Below are 26,096 nucleotides of genomic sequence, written 5' to 3' on the forward strand. Positions count from 1 at the left end.
GGGTCCCGTGTGAACGGCCGAGGGCCCCCGCGCGTTGCGGGGGCCCTCGGCCGTTCCGTCAGCGGCGGCCGCGCAGGCCGCCCCGTGCTGCCGTCAGTGCTTGGCGGGCACGTACGGTGCCAGCTCCGCCGCCAGTTCCTCGTGGACCCGTGCCTTGAGCAGGGTGCCCTCCGGGGTGTGCTCCTCGGAGATCACCTCGCCGTCGGCGTGGGCCCGGGCGATCAGCGCGCCGCGGGTGTACGGCACGAGGGCCTCCACCTCTACCGCGGGCCTGGGCAGCTCGGCGTCGATGAGCGCGAGGAGTTCCTCGATGCCCTGGCCGGTGCGGGCCGAGACGGCGATGGAGTGCCGCTCGATGCGCAGCAGCCGCTGGAGGACGAGCGGGTCCGCGGCGTCCGCCTTGTTGATCACCACGATCTCGGGCACGTTGACCGCACCGACCTCGCGGATGACCTCGCGCACCGCCGCCAGCTGCTCCTCCGGTGCCGGGTGCGAGCCGTCCACGATGTGCAGGATGAGGTCGGAGTCGCCGACCTCCTCCATCGTGGAGCGGAACGCCTCGACGAGGTGGTGGGGCAGGTGCCGGACGAAGCCCACGGTGTCGGCCAGGGTGTAGACGCGGCCGGAGGGGGTTTCGGCCCGGCGCACGGTCGGGTCGAGGGTGGCGAACAGCGCGTTCTCCACCAGTACGCCCGCGCCCGTGAGGCGGTTGAGGAGGGAGGACTTGCCGGCGTTGGTGTAGCCGGCGATGGCGACCGAGGGGACCTTGTTGCGGCGGCGTTCCTGCCGCTTGATGTCCCGGCCGGTCTTCATCTCGGCGATCTCCCGGCGCATCTTCGCCATCTTCTCGCGGATGCGGCGCCGGTCGGTCTCGATCTTGGTCTCACCGGGGCCTCGGGTGGCCATGCCGCCACCGCCGCCGCCACCCATCTGCCGGGAGAGCGACTGGCCCCAGCCGCGCAGTCGCGGCAGCATGTACTGCATCTGCGCGAGTGCGACCTGCGCCTTGCCCTCTCGGGACTTGGCGTGCTGGGCGAAGATGTCGAGGATGAGGGCGGTCCGGTCGACGACCTTGACCTTGACCACGTCCTCCAGCGCGATGAGCTGGCCGGGGCTGAGCTCGCCGTCGCAGACGACGGTGTCGGCCCCGCTTTCGAGCACGATGTCGCGGAGCTCGCGCGCCTTGCCGGAACCGATGAAGGTGGCCGGGTCGGGCTTGTCGCGGCGCTGCATGACACCGTCGAGCACGAGGGCGCCCGCCGTCTCGGCGAGGGCCGCGAGCTCCGCGAGGGAGTTCTCGGCGTCGCCGACCGTGCCGGAGGTCCAGACACCGACGAGGACCACGCGCTCCAGGCGGAGCTGGCGGTACTCGACCTCGGTGACGTCCTCGAGCTCGGTCGAGAGACCGGCCACGCGGCGCAGGGCCGCGCGGTCGGAGCGGTCGAACTGGTCGCCGTCCCGCTCTCCGTCGATCTCGTGGCTCCAGGCGACGTCCTCTTCCATCAGGGCATCGGCCCGAAGGCTCTCGGTGAAGCTCTGCGAGTCCCGCACGTTCTGCGCGTCCCGCGGGTCCTGGGAAGGGGAAGAAGAGGAGGTCATTGGATCCTTACGTCGATTCGATGGTGTCGCGCCGGCCGGTTCCGGCGCCCGGCCGGTTCAGCCAGGGCCAAAGGTACCGCTGTGCGTGACATAGCACTGTCATGTCCAACGTGTGGTCCCGTCCGGTGATTCCCCGGAGCCGGGTTCCCCTGGGCGGGGTCCCCCGGGGTGTCCACGTCGGCCTCGTCGATGGTGTCATGCCCGTTCCCCGGCCGTCATACCGTTTTCCGCTGCTACGGCTTCCCCTGGGTCTTCCCCGAAACCGGAGCCGGGGCCGGGGCCGGAGTCGCGGCCGAAGCCGCAGCCGGGCCGCCCCACTCCGGGTGCCCGGGCATCGCCGGGGTGGTCTCCCCGTACAGCCAGGGCCGCAGGAAGGCCGTCAGGTCGCGTCCGGCCTCCTGCGAGGCCAGGCGTACGAAGTCGTCCGTGCCCGCGATCCCGTCCTTGTGCTCCGCCACCCAGCGCCGCTCGACCCGGTCGAAGGCCGCCGTGCCGATCTCCTGGCGCAGCGCGTAGAGGATCAGCGCGGCCCCGTCGTAGACGACGGGCCGGAACAGGCCGATCTTCTCGCCGGGGGCGGCCGCCTTCGGGGCGGCCGGGGGGCCGCCCTGGGCCCGCCACTGGTCGGAGCGCTGGTAGGCCTCGCGCATCCGCCGCTCCAGCGGGTACTTGCCGAGCCCGTCCCCGTACAGGGCCTCGTACCAGGTGGCGTGCCCCTCGTTGAGCCACAGGTCGGACCACGTGCGCGGGGTCACGCTGTCGCCGAACCACTGGTGGGCGAGCTCGTGGACCATGACGGACTCCACGTACCACTCGGGGTAGCCGGCCGCCTCCCCGGCGAACAGGCCGTGCTCGAAGAGCGAGAGGGTCTGGGTCTCCAGCTCGAAGCCGGTCTTCGCCCGGGCGATCAGCACCCCGTAGTTCTCGAAGGGGTAGCGCCCGACGCGCTCCTCCATCCACGCGACGTGTCCGGCGGTCTTGGCCAGCCAGGGCTCCAGCCGCTCCCGGTCGGCGGCGGGCACGACGTCGCGCAGCGGCAGGCCGTGCGGTCCGGTGCGGTGCAGGACGGCGGAGCGGCCGACGGAGACCTGTGCCAGCTCGGTGGCCATCGGGTGCAGGGTCCGGTACGTCCACTCGGTCGCGCCGGCCGCCCGCGCGGCGGGCAGGGCGCCGGGCAGCCCGTTGGCGACGGCCGTGTACCCCTCGGGGGCGGTGATCCGGAAGGTGAAGTAGGCCTTGTCGGCGGGGTGGTCGTTGCAGGGGAACACCCGGTGGGCGGCGTCGGCCTGGTTGGCCATGGCGAGGCCGTCCTCGGTGACGACCCACCCGCCGTCGGAGGCCCGGCCGCGCGGGTCGCTGGTGTGCCGGACGGTGATGTGCAGCGGAGCGCTCGCCGGGACCGGGTGCGCGGGGGTCAGTACGAGGTCCTCCCCGGCTGCTTCGAACCGTGCGGGCTGCCCGTTGACCTCGGCGGAGGCGACGGTCCCGTGCGTGAAGTCGAGGTTGATCCGCTCCAGCGGTTCCAGGCTGCGGGCCTCGATGGCGGTGACCGCGTCGAGGGGGCTGCGGTTGTCCTTGTACGTGAGGGACAGGTCGTACGAGAGGACGTCGTAGCCGGGGTTGCCCAGCTCGGGGAAGAGCCGGTCGCCGATGCCCAGCGGTTTCGGCGGGGGCAGCACGGCGGCGACGAGGGTGAGGGAGGCCGCGGCGAGCAGGGAGGCGCGCAGGCGCGGGGAGGTGAGCTGCATCCACCACCGCTTACCAGCGCGTGTCCCGGGCCCGCGAGCGGCGCGCGACGACTCCACCCGAACGGGGCGCCGGGGGCCTGGCAGAGGACTCCGTACGCCCCCGCGTACGCGCCCCCGCGCGCTCTCCCCGTCAAGCCCCGGAACGCTCCCCGGGTTCCCCCAACGTCTTCCCCAGCCCTTTGATCCCCCTGATCCCCCTGAACCCCCTGAACCCCTCCGGGGCTCCCTACACCCGGCTGACGTCGTACACGCCGGGTACGTCCCGCATCGCCCGCATCAGCGCGGGCAGTACCGCCGCGTCGGGCAGTTGCAGCGTGTAGCTGTGGTGGACCCGCTGCTCGACGGGCGGCTCCACGGTGGCGGAGACCACCTCGACCCCCAGCCGGGCGATGGCCTCGGTCAGGTCGGCGAGCAGGTGCGGCCGCCCGAACGATTCGGCGTTGAGCGTGACCCGGCAGTCCGCGGTGGCCCGCCAGTGCACGGCGACCGAGGTGCGGCCCACGGAGCGCATCTGGGCCACGGCCGGACAGTGCACCCGGTGGACGGTGACGGCCCCGCCGCGTACGACGAACCCGGCGACCGCGTCCGGCGGTACGGGGGTGCAGCATCCGGCGAGGCGGACGTGCGCGTCGGGCAGGTCGGCGACGGCGTTGCCCCCGCCGCCGCGCAGCCCCGGCACGGACAGCGGCGCCCGGGGCGCGGCGGTGGCGGGGCCGGGGCCGTCGGGGTGGGTCTGGAGCCAGCTGCCGATGGCGATCCGGGCGGCCGGGGTCCTGGCGTGGTCCAGCCAGTCGGGGGCGGGCCCGGAGGAGGCGTCCTGCGCGAGGAGCAGCTGGACGGTGTCCCCGTCGGAGAGCGGGGAGGAGAGGGAGGTGAGACGCCCGTTGACGCGGGCGCCGATACAGCCGTGGGCCGCCTCGCCGTGCTGCGCGTAGGCGGCGTCGATACAGCTCGCCCCGGCCGGCAGGCCCAGGGTGCCCCCGTCGGCGCGGAAGACGGTGATCTCCCGGTCCTGGGCGAGCTCGGCGCGCAGCACGCTCCAGAAGGTGTCGGGGTCGGGTGCGGACTGCTGCCAGTCGAGGAGCCGGGAGAGCCAGCCGGGGCGGGTGGGGTCGACGCGCTCCTCGTCGCAGTCGGCCGGGGCGGCCTCGCCGGTGGCGTACGGGTTGCCTAGGGCGACGACGCCGGCTTCGGCGACGCGGTGCATCTGGCGGGTGCGGACGATGACCTCGGCGACGTACCCCTCGGGGACGGCGACGGCGGTGTGCAGCGACTGGTAGAGGTTGAACTTCGGTACGGCGATGAAGTCCTTGAACTCGGAGACGACCGGGGTGAAGCAGGTGTGGAGTTCGCCGAGCACCCCGTAGCAGTCGGCGTTCTCGGCGACGAGGACGAGGATGCGGCCGAAGTCGGAGCCGCGCAGTTCGCCGCGCTGCCGGGAGATGCGGTGGAGGGAGACGAAGTGCCGGGGCCGTACCTGGACCTCGGCCGCGATGCCGGCGTCGCGCAGGACGGCGCGCACGGATTCGGCGATGGCGGCGAGCGGGTCGTCCTCGCCGGCGCGGGCGGCGATGAGGGCGCGGGTGTGCTCGTACTCCTCGGGGTGCAGGATCGCGAAGACGAGGTCTTCCAGCTCGGTCTTGAGGGCCTGGACGCCGAGGCGTTCGGCGAGCGGGATCAGGACGTCGCGGGTGACCTTGGCGATGCGTGCCTGTTTCTCGGGGCGCATCACGCCGAGGGTGCGCATGTTGTGCAGCCGGTCGGCGAGTTTGATGGACATGACGCGGACGTCGTTGCCGGTGGCGACGAGCATCTTGCGGAAGGTCTCGGGTTCGGCGGCGGCCCCGTAGTCGATCTTCTCGACCTTGGTGACGCCGTCGACGATGAAGCAGACCTCGTCGCCGAACTCCTCCCGGACCTGTTCGAGGGTCACATCGGTGTCCTCGACGGTGTCGTGGAGGAGAGAGGCCGTCAGGGTGGTGGTCTCGGCGCCGAGTTCCGCGAGGATGAGGGTGACGGCGAGCGGGTGTGTGATGTACGGCTCACCGCTCTTGCGCATCTGGCCGCGGTGGGAGTGCTCCGCGAGCAGATAGGCCTTCCGCAGAATGGACAGGTCGGCGTCCGGATGGTGGGCGCGGTGGGCTTCTGCTACGTGCCCGATGGCGTCGGGAAGGCGGTCGCGGGACGTGGGCCCGAGCAGGGCCGCGCGCCCCAGGCGGCGCAGATCGAGTCGGCTACGGCCTCGTCTGCGCAGCTCAGGGCGCATCTCGGCATGTGCTTCGGGGTTCGTGGCCTCTGCACTCATGGGCACCTCCGGCGGCTTCGACCGGCGGTGGCGGGCATGGGGTGAGCCCTCAGGGCCGGTGCCTGATGTTACCGACCCCACCACGTGGCGCAGTCCACCTCTCGCTCAGCGTGAAACGGATCACCCATGAGAGGGAATCTTCAGGCGAAAGCCGTTTCGGTGAGCCAGGCGGCTTCGAATTCGCCGGAGGCGACGATGACGGCCGGTCCGGTCATGTCGACGCGGCCGTCGGGGTGTTCGGTGATGACGAGGGTTCCGCCGGGCAGGTCGACGGTGTACGAGACCGGCTGGCCGGTGGCGGCGGGGTCGGCTCCGTCCCGGCGGATGGCGGCGACGGCGACGGCGCAGGCGCCGGTGCCGCAGGAGCGGGTCTCGCCGGAGCCGCGTTCGTGGACGCGCATGGCGACGTGCCGCGGGCCCCGGTCGACGACGAACTCGACGTTGACCCCGGTGGGGTAGGCGGAGGCGGGGCTGAACGGCGGGGGGCTGTACAGGTTGCCGGCGTGGTCGAGGCTTTCAACGAACGCGACCGCGTGCGGGTTCCCCATGTTCACGTTGCGCGCGGGCCAGGAGCGCTCGCCGACGGAGACGGTGACGTCGCCCTCGGGGAGCAGGGCGCGGCCCATGGAGACGGTGACGTCGCCGGTCTTGTCGAGGTGGACCTGCTTGACGCCGCCGCGGGTGGCGATGGCGAGGTCGCCGGGCTCGACGTGGCCGGCGTGCTGGAGGTAGCGGGCGAAGACGCGGACGCCGTTGCCGCACATCTCGGCGATGGAGCCGTCGCTGTTGCGGTAGTCCATGAACCACTCGGCCTCGTCGGCCATGTGCGCGGCCTCGGGGTGGGCGGCGGAGCGGACCACGTGCAGCACACCGTCGGCCCCGATGCCGGCCCGGCGGTCGCACAGGGCGGCGACGGCGGTCGCGGGCAGCTCGATGGCGTTGTCCGGGTCCGGGACGATCACGAAGTCGTTCTCGGTCCCGTGGCCCTTGAGGAAGGAGAGGGTGGTGTGCGTCACCCGCCCATGGTACCGAGCGGTCCACTGCGGCGGCCGGGCGGCTCAGCATGCGGTCAGCGCGCCGTCAGAACGGCGCCGGCACGGGTCGGCGCAGGTCAGCGCAGCCGGGCCACCCGGTACACGGCGAGTGCTACGACGGCCAGCGCGATCAGCGCGCACAGCGCGGCCATCCGCCAGTCGGGGCGGCGGCCGCTGCCGCGCGGCGGCAGCCCGGGCCAGGTGTAGCCGACGCGGCGCGCGGCCATCATGCCCCAGCCTCCCGCGCAGGAGCTGATGAGGAAGCCGAGCATGGCGACGACGGCTCCGCCGTCCCCGAACTCGAAGGCGAGGGGGAAGGCGAACATCAGGGAGCCGGCGGCGGCCAGCATCACGATGGGGGCGATCTGCCAGATGCGCAGGCGGCGCTGCGGGCGCAGCTCGACCTCGAACTCGGGGCCGGCGGCCTCCGTGCCCGGCTCCGGGGCGTCGGGGCCGTCGGGGCTCAGCCGGGCCGGTTCGGCGGGCAGCCCGAGGCCGTCGGCGCCCGTGTCGGGACCCGCGGGGGTGCCGGTGCCGCCGGGGTCCGCCGGGGCGTCCGGCGTGCCGGGGCCGGCGGGCGCGCCAGGCTCACCGGGCCCGCTTCGGAGCATCGGGTCCGCTCCCCGCCTGGTGTCGTCCCGCCCCGTGTCACGAGGGCCGGCCTCCATAGCCACGCGCCCTCCCCACTCGGACTTCGTACGCCACTGTTCAGAAGTTTGATGATGGCACGGACCCGGGCCCGCGACGGGCACACGGGGCTTCCCGATGCAATCACGTGATCAGGCTGTGACCGCTCGTTCGACCAACGACTGCGCGAGTCCGGGGAGTTCCCCCCGGTCGGCGGCGGCTCCGCTGAGCCAGTGCACGCGGGGGTCGCGGCGGAACCAGGAGTCCTGGCGGCGGGCGAAGCGCTTGGTGGCCCTTACGGTCTCGGCCTTGGCCTCGTCCTCGGTGCACTCCCCCGCGAGGGCGGCCAGTACCTGCTGGTAGCCCAGTGCGCGGGAGGCGGTGATGCCCTCGCGCAGCCCTTGGGCCTCCAGGGCGCGGACCTCGTCGATCAGGCCGTCGTCCCACATGCGGTCCACGCGCAGCGCGATCCGCTCGTCGAGTTCGGGGCGGGCCACGTCGACGCCGATCTGGACCGTGTCGTACACGGACTCGTGGCCGGGCAGGTTGGCGGTGAAGGGCTTGCCGGTGATCTCGATGACTTCCAGGGCCCGGACGATGCGGCGGGCGTTGCTGGGCAGGATCGCGGCGGCGGCGGCCGGGTCGGCGGCGGCGAGGCGGGCGTGCAGGGCGCCGGGGCCGCGCAGGGTGGCCTCCTCCTCCAGCCGGGCCCGCACCTCGGGGTCGGTGCCGGGGAACTCCATGGCGTCGAGGGCGCCGCGCACGTAGAGGCCGGATCCGCCGACGAGTACGGGGGTGCGGCCCTGGGCGAGCAGTTCGTCGATCTCGGCGCGGGCCAGGCGCTGGTACTCGGCGACGCTCGCGGTCTCGGTGACGTCCCAGATGTCGAGGAGGTGGTGCGGGACCCCGCCGCGCTCCTCCAGCGTCAGCTTGGCGGTGCCGATGTCCATCCCCCGGTAGAGCTGCATGGAGTCGGCGTTGACGACCTCGCCGTCGAAGTGACGGGCCAGGGCGACGCCCAGGTCGGACTTTCCGGCCGCGGTGGGACCGACGACGGCGATGACCCGCGGGGCGGGGGCTGCATTCCTCACTGACACAGTCTCGCAAACCCGGCGGCATGTACCCGATCGGGTGAGGTGACGGGGTGCGGGCGGGGTCGTTGCCCTGAAGAGGTTCCGGCCCGGCGTGCGCCTGGCGCGCATCTGGTGGAGGCCGGTCCGGCCAGGGCGGAACTTCACCCGCACGAGTAACGTTATGGGAGTAGACATGGGCGTTTTTGACCGGATTTTTCGTCGCAAGGAAGAGGTAGTGGCCGAACCGGCCGCCGCCGAGGCCGGGACGGCGGAGGCGCTGGAGGCGGAGACCGAGCCGGCCGTACGGGCCGAGGAGGTCGTGGAGGTCGAGGAAGCCGGGTCTGCGGCGGCCGGGACCCCCGCGGCGGAGGCCGTGGAGATCCCGAAGCAGCAGTCGGTGGAGGCGGCCGCGGACAGCGAGGCCGGCGAGGGCGCCCGTACGTAGTCACGCCACTGGAAGGTGCCCCATGGGGTTCATGGACAATCTGAAGGCCAAGCTCGCTCCGGCGAAGGACAAGGTCGGCGACCTCGCGCAGCAGCACGAGGGCAGGATCGGCGAGGGCCTGGACAAGGTCGCCAAGGTCGTGGACTCCAAGACCCATGGCAAGTACAGCGCCCGGATCACGACCGGCGCGGACAAGGCGAAGGACGCCCTGGGCAAGATCGCGCACAAGGACACCCCGGGCGGGCCGACGCCGCCGGCGGCCTCCTGACGCGGTACCGCGAGGGGCGCGGGATCTGCTGATCCCGCGCCCCTCCGTCATGCGTGTGCGTACGGGCGGGCCCGGCGCCCGGAGCCGCTACGACCAGGCGGCCACGAAGTATCCGACCCCGTACGGGGCGTCCTCGTACAGCAGCCGGCCGTCCAGGCCCGCGCCCTCCGCGGCGCCCGCGAGCACCTGCCAGGGAGCCCGGCCGGCGGCCAGCAGCTCGGCGGCGAGCACGGGGTCCAGCGCGGCGAGCGCGGCCACGTCGGCCGTGCCGAGCGCCCGGGCGGCGGCCGCGTCGAAGCCCGCGGCACGCTCGTCCAGGTAGCCGGGGGCCTTGAGGGTGCGGCAGGCACTGCCGTCCCCGAGGACCAGCATGGCCACGCGGTCGGCGGAACGGCCCAGGTCCGCGCCGAGGAGGCCGCAGCCGCTGGGCGGGAGGTCCTCGGCGACGGCCACCCCGGCGACCGGGGCGATCGCCCAGCGGGCCTGCCCGAGCAGCCAGCCGGCCACCGCGAGGGAGGGCGGGAGGGTGGTCCCGGTGGCCTGGCCGCTCGGCGGCTCGCCCAGCTCCGGGCCCAGGGTGACGGTCAGGTCCACGCCGAAGCCGGCGAAGCCGCCGGGGGTGCCCTGGTCGTACCCGCCGCCCTCGGCCGCGGCGCCGACCACGACCAGCAGGTCGGGCCGGGAGGCGGCGAGCACGGCCAGCGCGTCGGAGCAGGCGGTACGGGCGTCGTCGAGTTCGGCGGCGGCGCCCGCGGCGACCTCCGGCACGAGGAGCGGCGGGGCGGGACAGACGGCGGCGGCTACGAGCATGATCCGCAGCCTAGCCGCCCCGCCCCGTCCGCGGTCAGTCGATCGCGCAGCCCGAGGTGGCCGCCGGCAGCGGGGCCGGGACGCCGATGGCCGGGATGCCGAGCATGACTCCCGCCGGCTGCGCCGGAGCGGCGTTGCGCTTCTCCCAGGCGTCGCCGGCGCGGGTGCGGCGCACGGCCTGCGTCGGGCCCTCGGCGAGGAGGTGGTGCGGGGCCGCGTAGGTGATCTCCACGGTGACCACGTCGCCGGGGCGGACGTCCTGGTCGGGCTTGGTGAAGTGCACGAGGCGGTTGTCGGGGGCGCGGCCGGACAGCCGGGCCGTGGCGCCGTCCTTGCGGCCCTCGCCCTCGGCGACCATGACCTCCAGGGTGCGGCCGACCTGCTTCTTGTTCTCCTCCCAGGAGATCTCCTCCTGGAGGGCGACCAGGCGCATGTAGCGGTCCTGGACGACCTCCTTGGGGATCTGCCCCTCCATGTCGGCGGCGGGGGTGCCGGGGCGCTTGGAGTACTGGAAGGTGAAGGCGCTGGCGAAGCGGGCCTCGCGCACGACGTGCATCGTCTGCTGGAAGTCCTCCTCCGTCTCGCCGGGGAAGCCCACGATGATGTCGGTGGAGATCGCGGCGTGCGGGATCGCGGCGCGGACCTTCTCGATGATGCCGAGGAAACGCTCCTGCCGGTACGACCGGCGCATCGCCCTGAGGATCGGGTCCGAACCCGACTGCAGCGGCATGTGCAGCTGCGGCATCACGTTCGGGGTCTCGGCCATGGCGGCGATGACGTCGTCGGTGAAGTCCTTCGGGTGCGGGGAGGTGAAGCGGACCCGCTCCAGGCCCTCGATCTGGCCGCAGGCGCGCAGCAGCTTGGAGAAGGCCTCGCGGTCGCCGAGGTCGGAGCCGTAGGCGTTGACGTTCTGGCCGAGCAGGGTGATCTCGGAGACGCCCTCGGCGACCAGGGCCTCGACCTCGGCGAGGATGTCGCCGGGACGGCGGTCCTCCTCCTTGCCGCGCAGCGCCGGGACGATGCAGAAGGTGCAGGTGTTGTTGCAGCCGACGGAGATCGAGACCCAGGCGGCGTACGCGGACTCGCGGCGGGTCGGGAGCGTGGAGGGGAACGCCTCCAGCGACTCGGCGATCTCGATCTGGGCCTCCTCCTGGACGCGGGCGCGCTCCAGGAGGACCGGCAGCTTGCCGATGTTGTGGGTACCGAAGACCACGTCGACCCACGGGGCCTTCTTGACGATGGTGTCGCGGTCCTTCTGGGCGAGGCAGCCGCCGACGGCGATCTGCATGCCGGGGCGCTTCGTCTTCATCGGGGCGAGCCGGCCGAGGTTGCCGTACAGCTTGTTGTCGGCGTTCTCGCGGACGGCGCAGGTGTTGAAGACGACCACGTCGGCGTCGCCGTCGGAGCCCTCGGGCGCGCGGACGTAGCCCGCGTCCTCCAGCAGACCGGAGAGCCGCTCGGAGTCGTGCACGTTCATCTGGCACCCGTAGGTGCGCACCTCGTAAGTTCCCTTGGGGTCCACCACTGCCGTGCTCCGGTCGCTGCTGCTGGTCATGCAACAAGGGTAGGCGGTGCCGGAGGGCCCTCCGGTCCCCCGTACAGCCTGCCCGCCGGAAGGCGGCGGCCGAAGAGGACGAGCAGCAGGTCCTGGGCCCGTCCGTGCACCGGGCTGCCGCTGCCGCGGGACCAGTCGAGGTCGTCGGCGACGAGGCGGACTCCGGTCAGGTCGACGCCGAAGAAGCGCAGGCCGCGGGGGGTGACGGCGTCGAGGAGGAGGCGCAGCCGGTCCTCGGGGACGCGGCGCGGGTGGCCGAGGGCGGTGGTGATGTCGAGGCCGTGGACGACGTCGTGGGCGAGTCCGGCGGTGGGGCCGCCGGCCGGGGGTTTCCAGGGGTGGTGGGCGTGCTCGCGCAGCAGGGCGGCCAGTTCGGGCGGGGTGAAGGCGGCGGCGTCGCGGCGGGCGGTGCGGTCGGTCATCCGGTGCAGGCTGCCGCGGGCCCTCAGCAGCTCGGCGGCGAAGCCGGGCGGGGAGGTGCGGAAGCCGAGGGACATGTGGGCGGCGACCTCGCGCACGCTCCAGCCCGCGCAGAGGGAGGGGGCTTCCCACTGGGCGGGGGTGAGGGCGTCGAGTACGTCGGCCAGCTCGCGTCGTTCGGCTGCTGTGGCGGCGGCGATTTCGGCTCGGCTCATGGGTCCAGGGTGGGCGGGCGGCCTGCCATAAGTCCAAGACCGAGTACTTCTGCGATCTAGAATCCATGGTTATGGAGCTGGCTCAGTTGCGGTATCTCGTCGCGGTGGCCGACGAGGGCGGTTTCACCCGGGCCGCGGAGCGGCTGCACGTCTCCCAGCCCGGGGTGAGCGCCCAGGTCAGGCAGCTGGAGCGGGAGCTGGGGCAGAGGCTGCTGGACCGCTCGGGGCGGCGGGTCGCGCCGACGGAGGCGGGCGAGGCGGTACTCGCGTACGCGCGGGCCGCGCTGGCGGCGGTGGAGGGGATCCGGCGGACGGCCGACGAGTTCTCCGGGCTGCTGCGGGGGCGGGTGGCGCTGGGGCTGATCCCGGGGGCGGCGTCGGTGGCGGTGGGCGCGTTCGACGTGGTCGGGCTGCTCGGGGACTTCCACGACGCGCACCCCCGGGTGGAGATCGCGCTGGCCGAGGACACCTCGGAACGGATGCTGGCGGCGCTGCGGAGCGGGGAGCTGGACCTGGCGATGGTCGGTCTGGCCGGGGAGCCGCCGCAGGGGGTCACGGCGCGGGTGGTGCTCGACGAACCCCTGGTCGCCGCGGTCCGGGCCGACGACCCTCTCGTACGGTCCGCCGTGGGCGGCCGGATCCCCCTCGCGGAGCTGCGCGGCCGGGCCCTGATCGCACTGCCGCGCGGGACGGGGCTGCGCGGGGTCCTGGAACGGGCCTGCGCGGAGGCCGGTTTCACACCCCGGGTGGACTTCGAGGCGGCCGCGCCGGCCGTGCTGGCCCGGCTGGCGGCGCGGGGGCTGGGGGTGGCGGTGATTCCGGACGGCGCGGAGTCGGCGGCCGGCCCGGGGGTACGGGCGCTCCGGATCACCGGCCCGGAGCTGCGCGGCCGGGTCGCGCTGGCCTGGCGCACGGACGGTCCGTCCGGCCCGGCGGCCCGGCACCTCCTGGCCCGCCTCCGGGCAGCCCTGCCGGGCCCGGCGGGGGGCGCGGTGCAGGGCGCGGGATCCGCCGCCCCCTGACCGGCCCGGGGGCGGCCGCCGCCGTACTCACGCCGCCGCACTCCCGACGGCCGGACCGGCCCCGGCGCGTGATGCCGGACGGCAGGCCCGGCACCGGCTCGCCGTTCGGGCCGGCGGCCCCGGGCGGCGGGCGGCGGGGCCGGCCGTGACAGGACGGCGGGCCGGGTGGGAGGATCCCGGCATGCCCCTCGTACCTCCCCGCATCAGCCGGCGCCGCCTCCTCCTGAGTCTGGTCGCCGTGCTGGTCGTGCTCGGGGGGCTGCTGTGGTGGCCGAGGCCCTTCTGGGAGCCCGAGCTCAAGGGCGAGCTGACCGTCAGCACGGGTGTGCGTACCGGCGGCGTCTACCACCGCTACGGGCAGCTGCTGGAGGAAGCGCTCGCGCAGGACATGCCCGGGGTGGAGGTCCGGCTGGAGCCCAGCGAGGGTTCGCAGCAGAACCTCCAGCGGGTCGCCGCCGGGCAGGCCGACTTCACGATCGCCACGGCGGACGCGGTCGCCAAGTACCGGGCCGACGGGAAGCCGGGCGCCGACCGGCTGCGGGGCTGCGCACGGCTCTACGACGACTACGTACAGCTGGTGGTGCCGGCGGGCTCGCCGGTGCAGTCGGCCCGCGACCTGCGGGGCAAGCGGGTCGCCGTGGGCCAGGACGGCTCCGGGGTCAGGCTGGTATCGGACCGGCTGCTGACGGCGGCCAAGCTGAACCCGCACAAGGACATCACCGCCGTCGGGATCGGCATCGACACCATGCCCGCCGAGCTGGAGGCGGGGCGGATCGACGCCTTCTTCTGGTCGGGCGGGCTCCCGACGAACGCCGTGCGCGAGCTGTCGGAGCGCTTCGACATCCGGCTCGTGCAGCTGGGCGACCTGGTCGAGCAGCTCCAGGCCAGTGGCAGCCCGGCCCGTTACTACCGCGCCGCGGTGATGCCGCAGGACGCGTACGCGCGGGCCCGCAACACCTCGGCGGTGGCCACGGTCGCCGTGCCGAACCTGCTGGTGACCCGGGAGGACACCGGCCCGGAGCTGACCGAGCAGTTCACCCGGACGGTGATCCTCAGCCGGGACCGGATCGGGCACGAGGTGCACGCGGCGCAGCTGGTGGACCTGCGGACGGCGATCTACACGGACCCGCTGGACCTGCACGAGGGGGCCCGGCGGTACTACCGCTCGGTCAAGCCGTAGGCAGCAGCATCACCGCGGCGGCGGCCGCGCCGATCAGTCCGGCGTGGGTGCCGAGGGCGGCCGGGACGACCTGGAGGTCCTTGACGAAGGACAGGGTCGCGTACGAGGCCAGGTGCCGCCGGACCGGTGCGAAGAGGGTGTCCCCGCTGGCGGCGACCCCACCCCCGATCACCGCGATGTCGGTCTCGACGAGGGTGGCGGTGGCCGCGATGGCCGCTGCCAGGGCCCGCCCGGCACGGTCGAAGGCGGCCAGCGCCACCGGGTCGCCGGCGGCGGCCGAGGCCGCGACCCCCGCCGCCGTGGGGTCGGGGCCGGTCCAGCCCTGGGCGAGGGCCCAGCGGGCGATGGCGGTCCCGGAGGCGAGGGACTCGACGCAGCCGTGGCCCCCGCAGGCGCACCGGTCCCCGTCGAACGCGACGCTGATGTGGCCGATGTGACCGGCGTTGCCGGTGGGGCCGGGGTGGAGCTGGTTGTTCAGGATCAGGCCGCCCCCGACCCCGGTGGAGACCACCATGCACAGGGCGTTGGCGTGCCCCCGGGCGGCGCCGAGCCAGTGCTCGGCGGCCGTCATGGCCACGCCGTCGCCGGCCAGGGCAACCGGGATCCGGGCCCCCCGCGCGGCCAGCTCGGCGGCGATCCGCTCCAGCACGGGGAACTCCCGCCAGGCCCCGATGTTGACCGGGCTCACGGTGCCCCGCGAGGTGTCCACCGGGCCGGCGCTGCCGATGCCGCAGCGGACGGCCTGCGCCCACAGGGGGTCCTGCGCCAGTTCCGCGACGACCTCCGCGACCGCCGCCATGACCCCGTCGGCGTCCGTCCCGCGCGGGGTGGGGCGCCGGGTGACCGCGGTCATCGCGCCGTCGGGGTGGACCAGCGCCCCGGCGATCTTCGTGCCGCCGATGTCGATCGCCACGGTCGGGCCGGCGAGGGCGGCCGCGGCGGCGCTGCGCGGCACGGGGAAGGCTGAGGTGGGGGTGGTCACGGAGGCGCTCCTGCCCAAGGGGTCGGATTTCAGTATGCGGCCGGCGGCGGGGCCGTACTCTCGCGGGGTTCCAGCCGGGGCAGCTCGCTCTCCCGGGCCCGGGGCGGGCCTCCGGCGAGGAGCGCGAGGAGCTCCTCGGCCGCGAGCCGCCCGAATCCGGCGGTGTCGCGGACCAGCGCGGTCAGCCGGGGGTGGGTGACCCGGCACAGGGCGGAGTCGTCCCAGGCGACGATGGAGAGCCGGCCGGGCACGGGGATGCCCAGCCCGGCGGCGACCGCGCTGCCGGCCACCGCCATCACGTCGTTGTCGTAGACGAGGGCGGTGGGCGGCTCCGGCTCGGCGAGCACCCGGCGGGTGGCGGCGGCACCCTCGGCGTCGGAGTAGTCGGTGGTCACCGACCGGACGTGTCCTTCGGGAAGCCCCAGCCGACGGGCCTCGGCGCGCAGCGAGGCGATGCGGCGCGCCGTGTGGGCGAGGCCGGGCAGGCCGGCGATGTGCGTGATCCGGCGATGGCCGAGCCCGTGGAGGTGCTCCAGCACCCCGGCCATGGCACGGGCGTCGTCGGCCCGGACGTACGACAGCGGCGGGGATCCCGGCACCACCGGCTCCCCCGTCCCCCCGATGAAGACGGCCGGGAGCCCGAGCCGGGCCAGGAGCTCCGGGCGCGGGTCCTCCGTACGGGGGTCGACGACGAGGACCCCGTCCACGCGCCGTTCGGCCCACCAGCGGCGGTGTACGGCGCATTCGGCGTCGATGTCCTCCACCACCTGGAAGAGCAGCGCCGTCCGCCCGGCGGAGAGCACCTCCTGTATGCCGGAGACGAGCTGGAGGAAGAACGACTCGACGCCGAGGGTGTGCGCGGGCCGGGCCAGCACCAGCCCGACGGCCCCGCAGCGCTCGCCGGACAGGGCGCGGGCGGCGTGGTTGGGCTGCCAGCCCAGTTCCTCGGCGACCCGGCGGACCCGCGCGCGGGTGTCCTCGGAGACTCCCGGCCTGCCGTTGAGGGCGAAGGAGACGGCGCTCTCGGACACTCCGGCCCCGCGGGCGATGTCCTTGATGGTGGGTCTGCGGGCCATGCCTGCCTCATCCCTCGGTGACGTGGACTGCGTTGGGGCGGACCGTACGCGATCCCGCCCCGGAGGTCCGCCCCCACGGCGGACCGACTCGGCTTGGGGCAACAGCCTTGCGAATAGCGGGATTTACCGCCCAAGGGCAGACGGCCCACACGCTAAACCGCATTAGACACCCACCCGCCGGAACGCCCGCCCCCTTCCCCTGCCCGGGCTGAAGCGCATAAGTACCGCCCACGATGGAAATCCGGCCGCCCGGCGGCGAAGGCGCTGTTGACTCCACCCGCGCGGCCCGGCAGTTTGTGGGCGTCCGGCGCATTCCCCAAAACCCCGGGATCCTCCATGCACCGCACCCCCTCCCCCTCCCCGCGCTTCGGCGTCAACTACACCCCGGCACGCGGCTGGTTCCACCACTGGCTGGACTTCGACCCCGCAGAGGTCGGGGCCGACCTCGACTCGATCGCCGCCCTCGGCCTGGACCACGTACGGGTGTTCCCGCTGTGGCCGCTCTTCCAGCCCAACCGCACGCTGATCCGGCCGCGCGCCGTCGAGCAGCTCGTCGCCCTCGCCGACGCGGCCGCCGCGCGCGGGCTCGACGTCGCCGTGGACGGCCTCCAGGGCCACCTGTCGAGCTTCGACTTCCTGCCCGCCTGGACGCGGACCTGGCACCGGCGGAACCTCTTCACCGACCCGGAGGTCGTCGCCGGCCAGGAGGAGTACCTGCGCACCCTCGCCGCCGCCCTCGCCGACCGGCCGAACTTCCTCGGGATGACGGTGGGCAACGAGATCGACCAGTTCTCCGGCCCCCCGCACCCCGACCCCGACCGCGTCACCCCCGAGCAGGCCGGCCGCTGGCTGGAGCGGATGCTCGCCGCCTGCGAGCGGGGTGCCCCGGGGCGGCTGCACGTGCACGCGGAGTACGACGCCGCCTGGTACCAGGACGGTCACCCCTTCACCCCGGCGCAGGCGGCCCGGCTGGGCGCGGCCACCGCCGTGCACTCGTGGGTGTTCAACGGCACCGCGCAGCGCCACGGCCGGACCGGGACGGCGACCGAGCACCACGCCGCGTACCTGATCGAGCTGTCGAAGGCCTGGGCCACGGACCCCGCGCGCCCGGTGTGGCTCCAGGAGGTCGGGGCACCGGCGCCGCTGATCCCGCCGGAGCACGCCGCGCGGTTCACGGCCGCCACGCTGGCAGCCGCCCTGGACTGCCCCGGGCTGTGGGGGGTGACGTGGTGGTGCTCGCACGACGTGTCCCGGGAGCTCGCGGACTTCCCCGAGCTGGAGTACGGCCTCGGCCTGCTCACCAACGACCGCCGGACCAAGCCCGCCGGGGCCGCCCTGGCCCGGATCGCGGGGGCGTGGCGGGACCGCGAGCACCGTCCGGCCGTACGGTCCACCGCGCTCGCGCTGGACGAGGCCCAGGGCCGCTCGGTGTGCGCCCCGGGCGGCACGTTCTTCGAGGCCTGGGCCTCCCTGACGGCCCGGGGCGCCCGCCCGGCGGTGGTCCTCGCGGACCGCGCGGCGGACCCGGCCCACTTGTCCGCACGCGGCATCAAGGAGGTACTCCACACCGCGGACGTCGGATGACGGCCCGCCCCCGGCCCCACCCCGCCCCACCCCGCCCGAGCCGCACCGTGAGGAGCCCCCGATGCCCGATTCCGGCCCCACCCCCTTACCCCCGGCCAGACGCACCGTCCTGGCCGCCGGCGCCGCCAGTGCCGCCGGAGCCGCTCTCCTCGGCCCGCCCACCCCCGCGGCAGCCGCCCCCGCCCCGCCCGCCGGACTGGCCCCGTACGCCTCCTACTGGTTCCCCGGCTCCCTCCCCCACGGAACCCCCGAGCCCGGCGTCGTCTGGCGCTCGCTCGGCGACTGGACCCCGGAGTCGGACCCGGACCTCGCCCACAACACCGCGACCGTGCCGCTCGCCCCGCGCTTCACCCCCGTCCCCGCGCACCGCGGCGCCCGCACCGGCCAGGCCCGGATCTCGGCGCTGGTGTCGTTCGGGCCGACCTCCCGCAACCCCTCCCAGGGCTCGGCGACCGCCGACTACTACGCCCTGACGCACTGGGCGTACCTCGACGAGCTGGTCTTCTGGGGCGGCTCCGCCGGCGAGGGCCTCGTACTGGCTCCGAACGCGCCGGTCGTCGACGCCGCCCACCGCCACGGGGTCCGGGTGCTGGGCAACGTCTTCCTGCCGCCCGTCCCCTACGGCGGCGACCTCCAGTGGACGCGCGACCTGGTGCGGCGGGAGCCCGACGGCCGCTTCCCGGTCGCGGAGCAGCTGGCCCGGGTGGCGGTGGCGTACGGGTTCGACGGCTGGTTCGTCAACGCCGAGACGGACGGCGGGGACAGTGCCCTGGCCACCCGCATGCGCCAGTTCCTGCGGGCGCTGCGGGCGGCGGGCGCGCCGCACGGGCTGCGCATCACCTGGTACGACGCGATGAACAGCACCGGCAGGGTCGGCTGGCAGGGCGCCCTCAACGCGCTCAACCAGGAGTTCTTCGAGGACCGTTCGGGCCGGGTCGCGGACACGGTGTTCGTGGACTTCCGCTGGACTGCGCGCACGCTCGCCGACTCCGGCGCCCTCGCCGGCCGGCTCGGGCGCAGCCGCCGCGAACTGTGGGCGGCGGTGGACGTGGAGGCCAACGGCTGGGACTCCGCCGTCCGCTGGGACGCCATCGTGCCGCGCGACCGCGACCACGTGGTCAGCCTCGGCTTCTACCGGCCGGAGTGGACCCGCAACCACCTCGCGGACCGTTCCCCCGGCGCCTTCCACCGCGCCGACGACCGGTTCTGGACGGGCGAGTCCCTGGATCCCTCCCGGCCCGCGCCGCAGGCCGCCTGGCGGGCCCCGGCCACTCTCGTCGCCGACCGCTCCACCGTCACCGGGCTGCCCTTCGGCTGCTCCTTCAACACCGGGCACGGCCTGCGCTGGTTCGAGGAGGGCGCGGTCACCTCGGAGGAGCCGTGGAACCAGCTGGCGCTCCAGGACCGGCTGCCGGGCCGGCGCTGGGTGGTGGACACCGCCGGGGCGCCCCCCTCGGTGACCCTGGACTTCGCGGACGCCTGGCGCGGGGGTTCCAGCCTGCTGGTGGCGGGCGCGCTCACCGCGCCGGCGACCGTGGGACTGCACTGCACACGCGTCCCCCTGACCGGCTCGGCGGTCGCCGAGCTGGTCCACGCGAGCGGCGCGGGGCCGGTGGCCGTGGAGCTCGGCGTCGCCGTCCGCGAGCCGTCCGCCCCGGGCGCGCCCGTGCCGTACACCTGGCTGGCGGCCGGGACGGCGGGCGCCGGCCAGGGCTGGCGGACCTCCCGCGTGCCCCTCGCGCGCCTGGCCGGGAGGACCGCGTACGCCCTTGCCGTACGGATCACCGCGCCCGGGAAGACGGCGGTGTCCTGGCGGCTCGGGGCCCTGACGGTACGCGACACCACCGCGCGGCGGACCCCGGCCCCGCCCTCCCGCCTGCGGGTGGAGGCCGTCTCCCGGCAGGGCGACGGCCGTGCCGAGCTCCGCCTGCGGTGGGTCCGGGCGGCCGGGCCGGTCCGGCACTACGAGCTCCACCGCCTCCTGCCCGACGGCACCCGCCGCTTCCTGGCCGGCACCTGCGCGGCCGCCCTCCACCTGCCCTCCGTCGTCCGCGCGGACGGGGAGCGCGCGGCGGTCTTCGAGCTGCGGGCCGTGGACGAGCCGTACGCCGTCTCCGCGCCGGCACGTACCGAACTGCCCTGGAGCTAGGGAGTGTCCTGGGGGTCGGTGCGGGGCACGGCCACCGTCACGCGCAGCCCGTGCGGCGGGTTCGTCTCGTAGGAGATGGATCCGCCGCCCGAGGCGAGCAGGGCGCGGGAGATCGACAGGCCGAGACCGGAGCCCTTCACGTTCTGGTGGCGGCCGCTGCGCCAGAAGCGGTCGCCGACGCGCAGCAGCTCCTCCTCGGTCAGGCCGGGTCCCCGGTCGGCGATGACGACGAGCGCGCTGCGGCCCTCGGCGGAGACCGACACCTCGACCTCCTCCCCGGCGGGGGTGAACTTCAGGGCGTTGTCGATGACGGCGTCGAGGGCGCTGGACAGGGCGATGGGGTCGGCCCAGCCGGTGACGGCGGTACGGCCCGCCTCGGTGAGCCGTACGCCCTTCTCCTCGGCGTAGGGCCGCCAGGCGGCCACCCGTTCGGCGGCGAGCTCCCCGATGTCGGTGAGGCTGATCTCGGCGGAGGCGTGCTCGGCCAGCGCCAGGTCCAGCAGGTCGTCGAGGACCTGGGCGAGGCGTTTGCCCTCGGTGCGCACGGAGGCGATCTCCTCGTTGCCCTCGGGGAGTTCGAGGGCGAGGAGCTCGATGCGCAGGAGCAGCGCGGCGAGCGGGTTGCGCAGCTGGTGGGAGGCGTCCGCGACGAACGCCCGCTGCTGCTCCAGTACCTCTTCGACGTTGTCGGCCATCTCGTTGAACGAGCGGGCCAGGCGTCTGAGTTCCGGCGGGCCGCTCGCGGCGGCGACGCGGGAGTTCATCCGTCCGGTGGCGATGCCGTGGGTGGCGGCGTCCAGGGTCCGTACGGGCTTGAGCACCCAGCTCGTCAGGCGCAGGGCGGCGCCGAAGGCGACGAGCATGGCGGCGGTGAGGCCGGCGGCGATGATCAGCCAGCCGCGCAGGACCCGGGCGCGCATCCCGTCGGTGGGAGATTCGGTGGCGACGACGGCGACCACGTCGCCGTCGAGGACGACGGGGGAGACGACGAGGAGCTTGCCGCTGGTCTGCCAGGGCCAGACCTGGCCGGGGTCGTGGCTGCGCCGGCCGGCGAGGGCGTCGTCGAAGGCGCGCTGGCCTTCCTTGGACTCGGGGAGCTGCCACCAGCCGGGGGCCCGGACCATGGCGTTGTCGTCGCGGTAGAAGATGCCGACGCGGATGCCGTACAGCTCCTGGTAGCGGGCGAGTTCGAGCTGGAGGGTGTCGCGGCGCTCGTCGGCGCCGGTGGCTCCGGAGCCCTCGGCGTCGATGACGAACTGGGCGAGGGCCGCGAAGCGGGCGCTGTCGTCGATGCGGTCGACCACCACCCGCTGCTGCTGGGCGGCGGCCAGGCTGACGGCGAGCGGGAGGCCGAGCGCGATCAGGACGCCCGCCATCAGGATGACCAGGAGCGGGAGCAGCCGGGTGCGCACGGCGGGACCCGCTAGGGGGCGGCCGGGGTGACGAGCCGGTAGCCCACCCCGCGGACGGTCTCGATGAGCGCGGGCATGCCCAGCTTGGAGCGCAGCGAGGCGACGTGGACCTCGAGGGTGCGGCCGGTGCCCTCCCAGCTGGTGCGCCACACCTCGCTGATGATCTGCTCGCGGCGGAAGACCACGCCGGGCCGCTGCGCGAGCAGGGCCAGCAGGTCGAACTCCTTGCGGGTGAGCGGTACGTCGGTGCCGTTCACGGTGACGCGGCGGGTGGGCAGCTCCACGGCCACGGAGCCGAGCCGGACCGTGCCGGGGGCGCCCTCGGGGGCGGCCGCGCCCTCGTCGGAGGCGCCGGTGCGGCGGGCGACGGCGTGGATGCGGGCGAGGAGTTCCCCGGTGTCGTACGGCTTGACCACGTAGTCGTCGGCGCCCATGTTCAGGCCGTGGATCCGCGAGCGGACGTCGCCGCGGGCGGTGACCATGATGACGGGCGTGGCGGTGCGCTTGCGGATCTTGCCGCAGACCTCATAGCCGTCCTGGTCGGGCAGGCCCAGGTCCAGCAGGACCACGCCGAAGGGCTTGGCCCCGGCCGGCAGCAGCGCCTGGAGGGCCTCCTCGCCGTTGCGGGCATGGGTCACCTGGAAGCCGTGCCGGGCGAGGATCGCCGACAGTGCGGCGGCGACGTGGTCGTCGTCCTCGACGAGCAGCAGCCTCATGGCGTCCCCCTTCCCGCTTCTTCCGCTTCAGCTTCCGTACACATGGTCACCATGCATCCACACCCATGGGAGAGTCCCACGTCAAGAGGGTTCCGGTCCGGCGAGCCTTCCGTTATGCACCCGGTACGAGTACATCGCGCCCTTGGTGGGTACTGGGTACGGAGCGTATCGGTGCGAGGCCGTTTCGTTATGCTCAATTCTCCCTCAGATGTGCTGACGGTGTGCTCATCTCGTCACTACATTCCTCCCAACCGACGGAGGACGGAGCAAGAAGCCGATGAGCGGAGTATCAGTGACCAAGGACGTGGAGGATGCGGCCGGTGCCGCCGACGACCTGGTCGTACTGAGCAACGTCAACAAGCACTTCGGCGCGCTGCACGTGCTTCAGGACATCGATCTGAGCATTGCCCGCGGTGAGGTCGTCGTGGTGATCGGGCCCTCGGGCTCGGGCAAGTCGACGCTGTGCCGGACCATCAACCGGCTGGAGACCATCGACTCGGGCAGCATCACGCTGGACGGGAAGCCGCTTCCGGCCGAGGGCCGGGAACTCGCCCGGCTGCGCGCCGACGTGGGCATGGTCTTCCAGTCGTTCAACCTGTTCGCGCACAAGACGGTGCTGCAGAACGTGATGCTGGGTCAGCTCAAGGTCCGCAAGACGGACCAGGCGACGGCCCTGGAGAAGGCGAAGGCGCTGCTGGACCGGGTGGGCGTCGGCGCTCAGGCCGACAAGTACCCGGCGCAGCTGTCCGGTGGCCAGCAGCAGCGCGTGGCGATCGCCCGGGCACTGGCGATGGACCCGAAGGTGATGCTCTTCGACGAGCCCACCTCGGCCCTGGACCCGGAGATGATCAACGAGGTGCTGGAGGTCATGCAGCAGCTCGCCCGCGAGGGCATGACGATGGTCGTCGTCACGCACGAGATGGGCTTCGCCCGTTCGGCGGCCGACCGGGTCGTGTTCATGGCGGACGGGAAGATCGTCGAACAGGCCGCCCCTGAACAGTTCTTCAGCGCCCCGAAGAGCGACCGCGCCAAGGACTTCCTCTCGAAGATCCTGCACCACTGACGCTCTCGTCTGGTAGTGATCCGATCGACGGCTCGTGCCGTCGCCCACGACGTGTCCTGCTCGTCGTTCAACAACGTCTCACCCGAGGGAAGTTCACCATGAAGGTTCTCAAGACCGGCGCTGCCGTTGCCACGGCCGTCGTTCTCGCCCTGACGGCGACCGCCTGTGGCGGCGGCAGCAAGGACGCGGCGAGCGACGGCGGCCCGTCCGGCGGTGCCAAGTCGGACAAGATCGTCATCGGCATCAAGTTCGACCAGCCGGGTCTGGGCCTGAAGACCCCGGACGGCAAGTTCGAGGGCTTCGACGTCGATGTGGCGACCTACGTCGCCAAGGAGCTCGGCTACCAGCCGGACCAGATCGAGTGGAAGCAGGCCGTCAGCGCCGAGCGCGAGAACCTGATCTCCAACGGCGACGTGAAGTTCATCGCCGCCACGTACTCGATCAACGACAAGCGCAAGGCGCGCGTCGACTTCGCCGGCCCGTACTTCCTGGCCCACCAGGACCTGCTGGTCCGCGCCGACGACTCCTCGATCACCAAGGTCGAGGACCTCAACAAGAAGAAGCTCTGCTCCGTCAGCGGCTCCACCTCGGCGCAGAACATCAAGAAGGACCTCGCCAAGGACGCCGACCTGCAGGAGTTCCCGGGCTACTCCGAGTGCCTCACCGGCCTGGAGAACAAGGCCGTGGACGCGCTGACCACGGACAACTCGATCCTGGCCGGTTACGCCGCGCAGGAGAAGAACAAGGGCAAGTTCAAGCTCGTCGGCCTGAGCATGAGCAACGAGAACTACGGCATCGGTCTGAAGAAGGGCGACAAGGACCTCCAGACCAAGATCAACGCCGCGCTCAAGAAGATGGTCGCGGACGGCTCCTGGGAGGCGGCCGTGAAGAAGAACCTCGGCCCGGCCGGCTACAAGAACGAGCCTGCCCCGCAGATCACCGAAGGCAGCTGATTTCCCGGTGGGGCGCGCCGCCGCCCGCCCGTCCGCGGGCGGCGGCGTACCCCACCGGCCATCCTGGGGAGAGCGCAGGGCAACGTGTTCGACTTTCTTGATTCCGGGCAGTACGACCTGCTCGGAGCCTTCTGGGTGACGGTTCAGCTCACCCTCTACTCGGCGGTGGGCTCCCTGGTGTGGGGCACCGTCCTGGCCGGGATGCGGGTCAGCCCGGTCCCGCTGATGCGGGCCTTCGGCACCGCGTACGTCAACCTGGTCCGCAACACCCCGCTGACCCTGTTGATCATCGGCTGCTCGCTGGGCCTCTTCCAGACCCTCACGATCAACCTGGGCGGCGACACTTCCAAGGAGACCGGTTTCCGGCTCGCCGTCCTCGCACTGACCGCCTACACCGGCACCTTCGTCTGCGAGGCGCTGCGCTCGGGCATCAACACCGTGCCCGTCGGCCAGGCCGAGGCGGCCCGCGCGCTGGGTCTGAGCTTCTTCCAGGTGCTCACCCTGATCGTGCTCCCCCAGGCCTTCCGGGCGGTCATCGCACCGCTCGCCAACGTACTGATCGCGCTCACCAAGAACACCACGGTGGCCGCGGCCATCGGCGTGGCCGAGGCGGCCCTGCTGATGAAGGAAATGATCGAGAACGAAGCGGACGCGCTCTTCGCCGTCTTCGGGATCTTCGCCCTCGGCTTCGTCCTGCTGACCCTGCCCACCGGTCTGCTGCTGGGCTGGGTGGCCAAGCGAGTGGCGGTGAAGCGATGACCTCCGTGCTGTACGACGTGCCCGGCCCCAAGGCCAAGGCCCGCAACTGGATATACACGGCCGTCTTCCTGGTCCTGTTCGCGGTCGCCGCCTGGTGGATCCTCTCCGTCATGGCGGAGAAGCACCAGCTCGACGCCGACAAGTGGACCCCCTTCGTCACGGACGGCCGGATCTGGACCACCTTCCTGATCCCCGGCTTGATGGAGACCCTGAAGGCCGGCGCGCTCGCCATGGTGATCGCCCTGCCGCTGGGCGCCCTGCTGGGCATCGGCCGGCTCTCCGACCACACCTGGGTACGCGTCCCGGTCGGCGCGGTCGTGGAGTTCTTCCGCGCCATCCCGGTGCTGATGCTGATGATCTTCGGCTCGGCGTTCATCGTGCAGTTCGTCCCCGCCGTGTCCTCGGACTTCCGCCCGATGTACGCGGTCGTGATCGGCCTGGTCCTGTACAACTCCGCGGTCATCGCCGAGATCGTCCGGGCCGGCGTGCTGTCCCTGCCGCGCGGCCAGACCGACGCCGCCAAGGCGATCGGCATGCGCAAGGGCCAGACCATGGTCCACGTGCTGATCCCGCAGGCCGTCACGGCGATGCTGCCGGCCCTGGTCAGCCAGCTCGTCGTGATCCTCAAGGACACCGCCCTCGGCGGCTCGCTCCTCGGCGTCAGCGACCTGCTGGCGGCGAACCGGCAGATCTCGGCGAACTACAGCAACACCATCGCCACGCTCGTGGTGATCGCCCTGCTGTACATCGGTGTGAACTTCGCCCTCACCTCCTTCGCCTCCTGGATGGAGGGCCGGCTGCGGAAGTCGAAGAAGAGCACCGGCGCGGTGGTCGGCGTGGCCGAGGTCGACGACCTGGCCACCGGAGCCAACTCGGCGGTCTGACCGGTCGAGCCCGGTCCCAGCCCGGCCGGATGGCCGCTGGAGGGCTGACGTAGGGTCAGTCATAGTGCGTAGCCCGTGTGGTGGGGGGGGGGGGGGGGGGGGGGGGGGAGGGGGGGGGCCCGCCGGGGGGGGGGGGGGGGGGGGGGGGTGTGTTTTTTTTCCTTCTTTTTCTGTTTTCTTTCTTCTTCCTCTTTTTTCTTTTCCCTCCCCCCTTCCT

The 26,096-nt window shown here is 73.3% G+C and carries 23 protein-coding genes; 10 read left to right on the top strand and 13 right to left on the bottom strand.

Features of this window, described 5'->3' with window-relative positions; all coding sequences use genetic code 11:
* Positions 1-93 precede the first annotated feature (93 nt).
* The 6 genes from hflX to miaA form a co-directional block, all read right to left on the bottom strand.
* A complete protein-coding gene (gene hflX / locus ACZ7IF_RS33205; protein ID WP_470979258.1) occupies positions 94-1,599 on the bottom strand; it encodes a GTPase HflX in 1,506 nt (501 codons plus the stop codon).
* Positions 1,600-1,832: 233 nt separating this feature from the next.
* A complete protein-coding gene (locus tag ACZ7IF_RS33210; protein WP_470979261.1) occupies positions 1,833-3,347 on the bottom strand; it encodes a M1 family metallopeptidase in 1,515 nt (504 codons plus the stop codon).
* 226 nt (positions 3,348-3,573) lie between these two features.
* The gene (locus ACZ7IF_RS33215) at positions 3,574-5,652 is read right to left on the bottom strand and encodes a RelA/SpoT family protein (RefSeq protein WP_470979264.1); all 2,079 of its coding nucleotides are present in this window, start codon (positions 5,650-5,652) and stop codon (positions 3,574-3,576) included.
* A gap of 140 nt (positions 5,653-5,792) precedes the next feature.
* On the bottom strand, positions 5,793-6,668 hold the full coding sequence (gene dapF / locus ACZ7IF_RS33220) for a diaminopimelate epimerase (protein ID WP_470979267.1): 876 nt from the start codon (positions 6,666-6,668) through the stop codon (positions 5,793-5,795).
* 95 nt (positions 6,669-6,763) lie between these two features.
* Positions 6,764-7,354: a hypothetical protein gene (locus ACZ7IF_RS33225; protein WP_470979390.1), complete on the bottom strand. Its 591-nt coding sequence runs from the start codon at positions 7,352-7,354 to the stop codon at positions 6,764-6,766.
* A 111-nt stretch (positions 7,355-7,465) separates the two neighbouring features.
* Positions 7,466-8,404 (bottom strand): tRNA (adenosine(37)-N6)-dimethylallyltransferase MiaA, encoded by a 939-nt coding sequence (gene miaA / locus ACZ7IF_RS33230; protein WP_470979270.1) that lies wholly within the window; start codon positions 8,402-8,404, stop codon positions 7,466-7,468.
* A gap of 175 nt (positions 8,405-8,579) precedes the next feature.
* On the opposite strand from miaA, the gene ACZ7IF_RS33235 reads away from it, so the two are divergent.
* The gene (locus tag ACZ7IF_RS33235; protein ID WP_470979272.1) at positions 8,580-8,831 is read left to right on the top strand and encodes a hypothetical protein; all 252 of its coding nucleotides are present in this window, start codon (positions 8,580-8,582) and stop codon (positions 8,829-8,831) included.
* A gap of 22 nt (positions 8,832-8,853) precedes the next feature.
* Positions 8,854-9,099, top strand: coding sequence for an antitoxin (locus tag ACZ7IF_RS33240; protein WP_007266972.1), 246 nt, complete (start codon positions 8,854-8,856; stop codon positions 9,097-9,099).
* Positions 9,100-9,186: 87 nt separating this feature from the next.
* Here ACZ7IF_RS33240 and ACZ7IF_RS33245 read toward each other — a convergent pair whose 3' ends face one another.
* From ACZ7IF_RS33245 to ACZ7IF_RS33255, 3 genes are read right to left on the bottom strand one after another with little or no spacing between them, the layout of a single operon-like run.
* Positions 9,187-9,909 (bottom strand): class III extradiol dioxygenase subunit B-like domain-containing protein, encoded by a 723-nt coding sequence (locus ACZ7IF_RS33245; RefSeq protein WP_470979276.1) that lies wholly within the window; start codon positions 9,907-9,909, stop codon positions 9,187-9,189.
* Between the two features lie 34 nt (positions 9,910-9,943).
* Positions 9,944-11,464, bottom strand: coding sequence for a tRNA (N6-isopentenyl adenosine(37)-C2)-methylthiotransferase MiaB (gene miaB, locus ACZ7IF_RS33250; protein WP_470979278.1), 1,521 nt, complete (start codon positions 11,462-11,464; stop codon positions 9,944-9,946).
* Complete coding sequence (locus ACZ7IF_RS33255; protein WP_470979281.1) at positions 11,461-12,099, bottom strand: maleylpyruvate isomerase family mycothiol-dependent enzyme; 639 nt, start codon at positions 12,097-12,099, stop codon at positions 11,461-11,463. The genes miaB and ACZ7IF_RS33255 overlap by 4 nt, the downstream gene beginning before the upstream one ends.
* Positions 12,100-12,170: 71 nt before the next feature.
* Between ACZ7IF_RS33255 and ACZ7IF_RS33260 the strand changes: the two genes are divergently transcribed.
* Entirely contained in the window at positions 12,171-13,121 is a 951-nt protein-coding gene (locus ACZ7IF_RS33260; protein ID WP_470979284.1) for a LysR family transcriptional regulator, read from the top strand.
* 181 nt (positions 13,122-13,302) lie between these two features.
* Positions 13,303-14,301 carry a TAXI family TRAP transporter solute-binding subunit gene (locus ACZ7IF_RS33265; protein WP_470979287.1) on the top strand — a complete coding sequence of 333 codons (999 nt, stop codon included), beginning with the start codon at positions 13,303-13,305 and terminating at the stop codon, positions 14,299-14,301.
* Here ACZ7IF_RS33265 and ACZ7IF_RS33270 read toward each other — a convergent pair.
* Positions 14,291-15,256, bottom strand: a complete 966-nt coding sequence (locus ACZ7IF_RS33270; protein WP_470979393.1) for an ROK family protein — start codon at positions 15,254-15,256, stop codon at positions 14,291-14,293. The genes ACZ7IF_RS33265 and ACZ7IF_RS33270 overlap by 11 nt on opposite strands.
* Before the next feature lie 56 nt (positions 15,257-15,312).
* The gene (locus ACZ7IF_RS33275; protein WP_470979290.1) at positions 15,313-16,359 is read right to left on the bottom strand and encodes a LacI family DNA-binding transcriptional regulator; all 1,047 of its coding nucleotides are present in this window, start codon (positions 16,357-16,359) and stop codon (positions 15,313-15,315) included.
* Between the two features lie 336 nt (positions 16,360-16,695).
* On the opposite strand from ACZ7IF_RS33275, the gene ACZ7IF_RS33280 reads away from it, so the two are divergent.
* The gene (locus ACZ7IF_RS33280) at positions 16,696-17,943 is read left to right on the top strand and encodes a glycoside hydrolase 5 family protein (RefSeq protein WP_470979292.1); all 1,248 of its coding nucleotides are present in this window, start codon (positions 16,696-16,698) and stop codon (positions 17,941-17,943) included.
* 61 nt (positions 17,944-18,004) lie between these two features.
* On the top strand, positions 18,005-20,092 hold the full coding sequence (locus tag ACZ7IF_RS33285) for an endo-beta-N-acetylglucosaminidase (RefSeq protein WP_470979295.1): 2,088 nt from the start codon (positions 18,005-18,007) through the stop codon (positions 20,090-20,092).
* Here ACZ7IF_RS33285 and ACZ7IF_RS33290 read toward each other — a convergent pair.
* Complete coding sequence (locus ACZ7IF_RS33290; RefSeq protein WP_470979297.1) at positions 20,089-21,504, bottom strand: sensor histidine kinase; 1,416 nt, start codon at positions 21,502-21,504, stop codon at positions 20,089-20,091. The two genes, ACZ7IF_RS33285 and ACZ7IF_RS33290, sit on opposite strands and share 4 nt — an antisense overlap.
* Before the next feature lie 11 nt (positions 21,505-21,515).
* The gene (locus tag ACZ7IF_RS33295; RefSeq protein WP_470979300.1) at positions 21,516-22,220 is read right to left on the bottom strand and encodes a response regulator transcription factor; all 705 of its coding nucleotides are present in this window, start codon (positions 22,218-22,220) and stop codon (positions 21,516-21,518) included.
* Between the two features lie 277 nt (positions 22,221-22,497).
* On the opposite strand from ACZ7IF_RS33295, the gene ACZ7IF_RS33300 reads away from it, so the two are divergent.
* The 4 genes from ACZ7IF_RS33300 (at position 22,498) to ACZ7IF_RS33315 (ending at position 25,879) form a co-directional block, all read left to right on the top strand.
* Positions 22,498-23,283 (top strand): amino acid ABC transporter ATP-binding protein, encoded by a 786-nt coding sequence (locus tag ACZ7IF_RS33300; RefSeq protein WP_042801963.1) that lies wholly within the window; start codon positions 22,498-22,500, stop codon positions 23,281-23,283.
* Positions 23,284-23,381: 98 nt separating this feature from the next.
* Positions 23,382-24,236, top strand: coding sequence for a glutamate ABC transporter substrate-binding protein (locus tag ACZ7IF_RS33305; protein WP_470979303.1), 855 nt, complete (start codon positions 23,382-23,384; stop codon positions 24,234-24,236).
* A gap of 84 nt (positions 24,237-24,320) precedes the next feature.
* The gene (locus ACZ7IF_RS33310) at positions 24,321-24,995 is read left to right on the top strand and encodes an amino acid ABC transporter permease (protein ID WP_470979306.1); all 675 of its coding nucleotides are present in this window, start codon (positions 24,321-24,323) and stop codon (positions 24,993-24,995) included.
* Positions 24,992-25,879 carry an amino acid ABC transporter permease gene (locus tag ACZ7IF_RS33315; protein WP_470979309.1) on the top strand — a complete coding sequence of 296 codons (888 nt, stop codon included), beginning with the start codon at positions 24,992-24,994 and terminating at the stop codon, positions 25,877-25,879. Before ACZ7IF_RS33310 ends, ACZ7IF_RS33315 begins: the two co-directional genes overlap by 4 nt.
* The last annotated feature ends 217 nt before the right edge of the window (positions 25,880-26,096 follow it).

The sequence above is a fragment of the Streptomyces sp. NPDC037421 genome (assembly GCF_055602105.1).

Coding starts and splice junctions, on each gene's coding strand:
- ACZ7IF_RS33260 (WP_470979284.1), top strand. CDS start 12,171: ATGGAGCTGGCTCAGTTGCGGTATCTCGTCGCGGTGGCCGACGAGGGC.
- miaB (WP_470979278.1), bottom strand. CDS start 11,464: ATGACCAGCAGCAGCGACCGGAGCACGGCAGTGGTGGACCCCAAGGGA.
- ACZ7IF_RS33275 (WP_470979290.1), bottom strand. CDS start 16,359: ATGGCCCGCAGACCCACCATCAAGGACATCGCCCGCGGGGCCGGAGTG.
- ACZ7IF_RS33235 (WP_470979272.1), top strand. CDS start 8,580: ATGGGCGTTTTTGACCGGATTTTTCGTCGCAAGGAAGAGGTAGTGGCC.
- ACZ7IF_RS33300 (WP_042801963.1), top strand. CDS start 22,498: ATGAGCGGAGTATCAGTGACCAAGGACGTGGAGGATGCGGCCGGTGCC.
- ACZ7IF_RS33245 (WP_470979276.1), bottom strand. CDS start 9,909: ATGCTCGTAGCCGCCGCCGTCTGTCCCGCCCCGCCGCTCCTCGTGCCG.
- ACZ7IF_RS33295 (WP_470979300.1), bottom strand. CDS start 22,220: ATGAGGCTGCTGCTCGTCGAGGACGACGACCACGTCGCCGCCGCACTG.
- ACZ7IF_RS33255 (WP_470979281.1), bottom strand. CDS start 12,099: ATGAGCCGAGCCGAAATCGCCGCCGCCACAGCAGCCGAACGACGCGAG.
- ACZ7IF_RS33225 (WP_470979390.1), bottom strand. CDS start 7,354: ATGGAGGCCGGCCCTCGTGACACGGGGCGGGACGACACCAGGCGGGGA.
- ACZ7IF_RS33265 (WP_470979287.1), top strand. CDS start 13,303: ATGCCCCTCGTACCTCCCCGCATCAGCCGGCGCCGCCTCCTCCTGAGT.
- ACZ7IF_RS33210 (WP_470979261.1), bottom strand. CDS start 3,347: ATGCAGCTCACCTCCCCGCGCCTGCGCGCCTCCCTGCTCGCCGCGGCC.
- ACZ7IF_RS33280 (WP_470979292.1), top strand. CDS start 16,696: ATGCACCGCACCCCCTCCCCCTCCCCGCGCTTCGGCGTCAACTACACC.
- ACZ7IF_RS33285 (WP_470979295.1), top strand. CDS start 18,005: ATGCCCGATTCCGGCCCCACCCCCTTACCCCCGGCCAGACGCACCGTC.
- ACZ7IF_RS33305 (WP_470979303.1), top strand. CDS start 23,382: ATGAAGGTTCTCAAGACCGGCGCTGCCGTTGCCACGGCCGTCGTTCTC.
- ACZ7IF_RS33240 (WP_007266972.1), top strand. CDS start 8,854: ATGGGGTTCATGGACAATCTGAAGGCCAAGCTCGCTCCGGCGAAGGAC.
- hflX (WP_470979258.1), bottom strand. CDS start 1,599: ATGACCTCCTCTTCTTCCCCTTCCCAGGACCCGCGGGACGCGCAGAAC.
- ACZ7IF_RS33315 (WP_470979309.1), top strand. CDS start 24,992: ATGACCTCCGTGCTGTACGACGTGCCCGGCCCCAAGGCCAAGGCCCGC.
- ACZ7IF_RS33215 (WP_470979264.1), bottom strand. CDS start 5,652: ATGAGTGCAGAGGCCACGAACCCCGAAGCACATGCCGAGATGCGCCCT.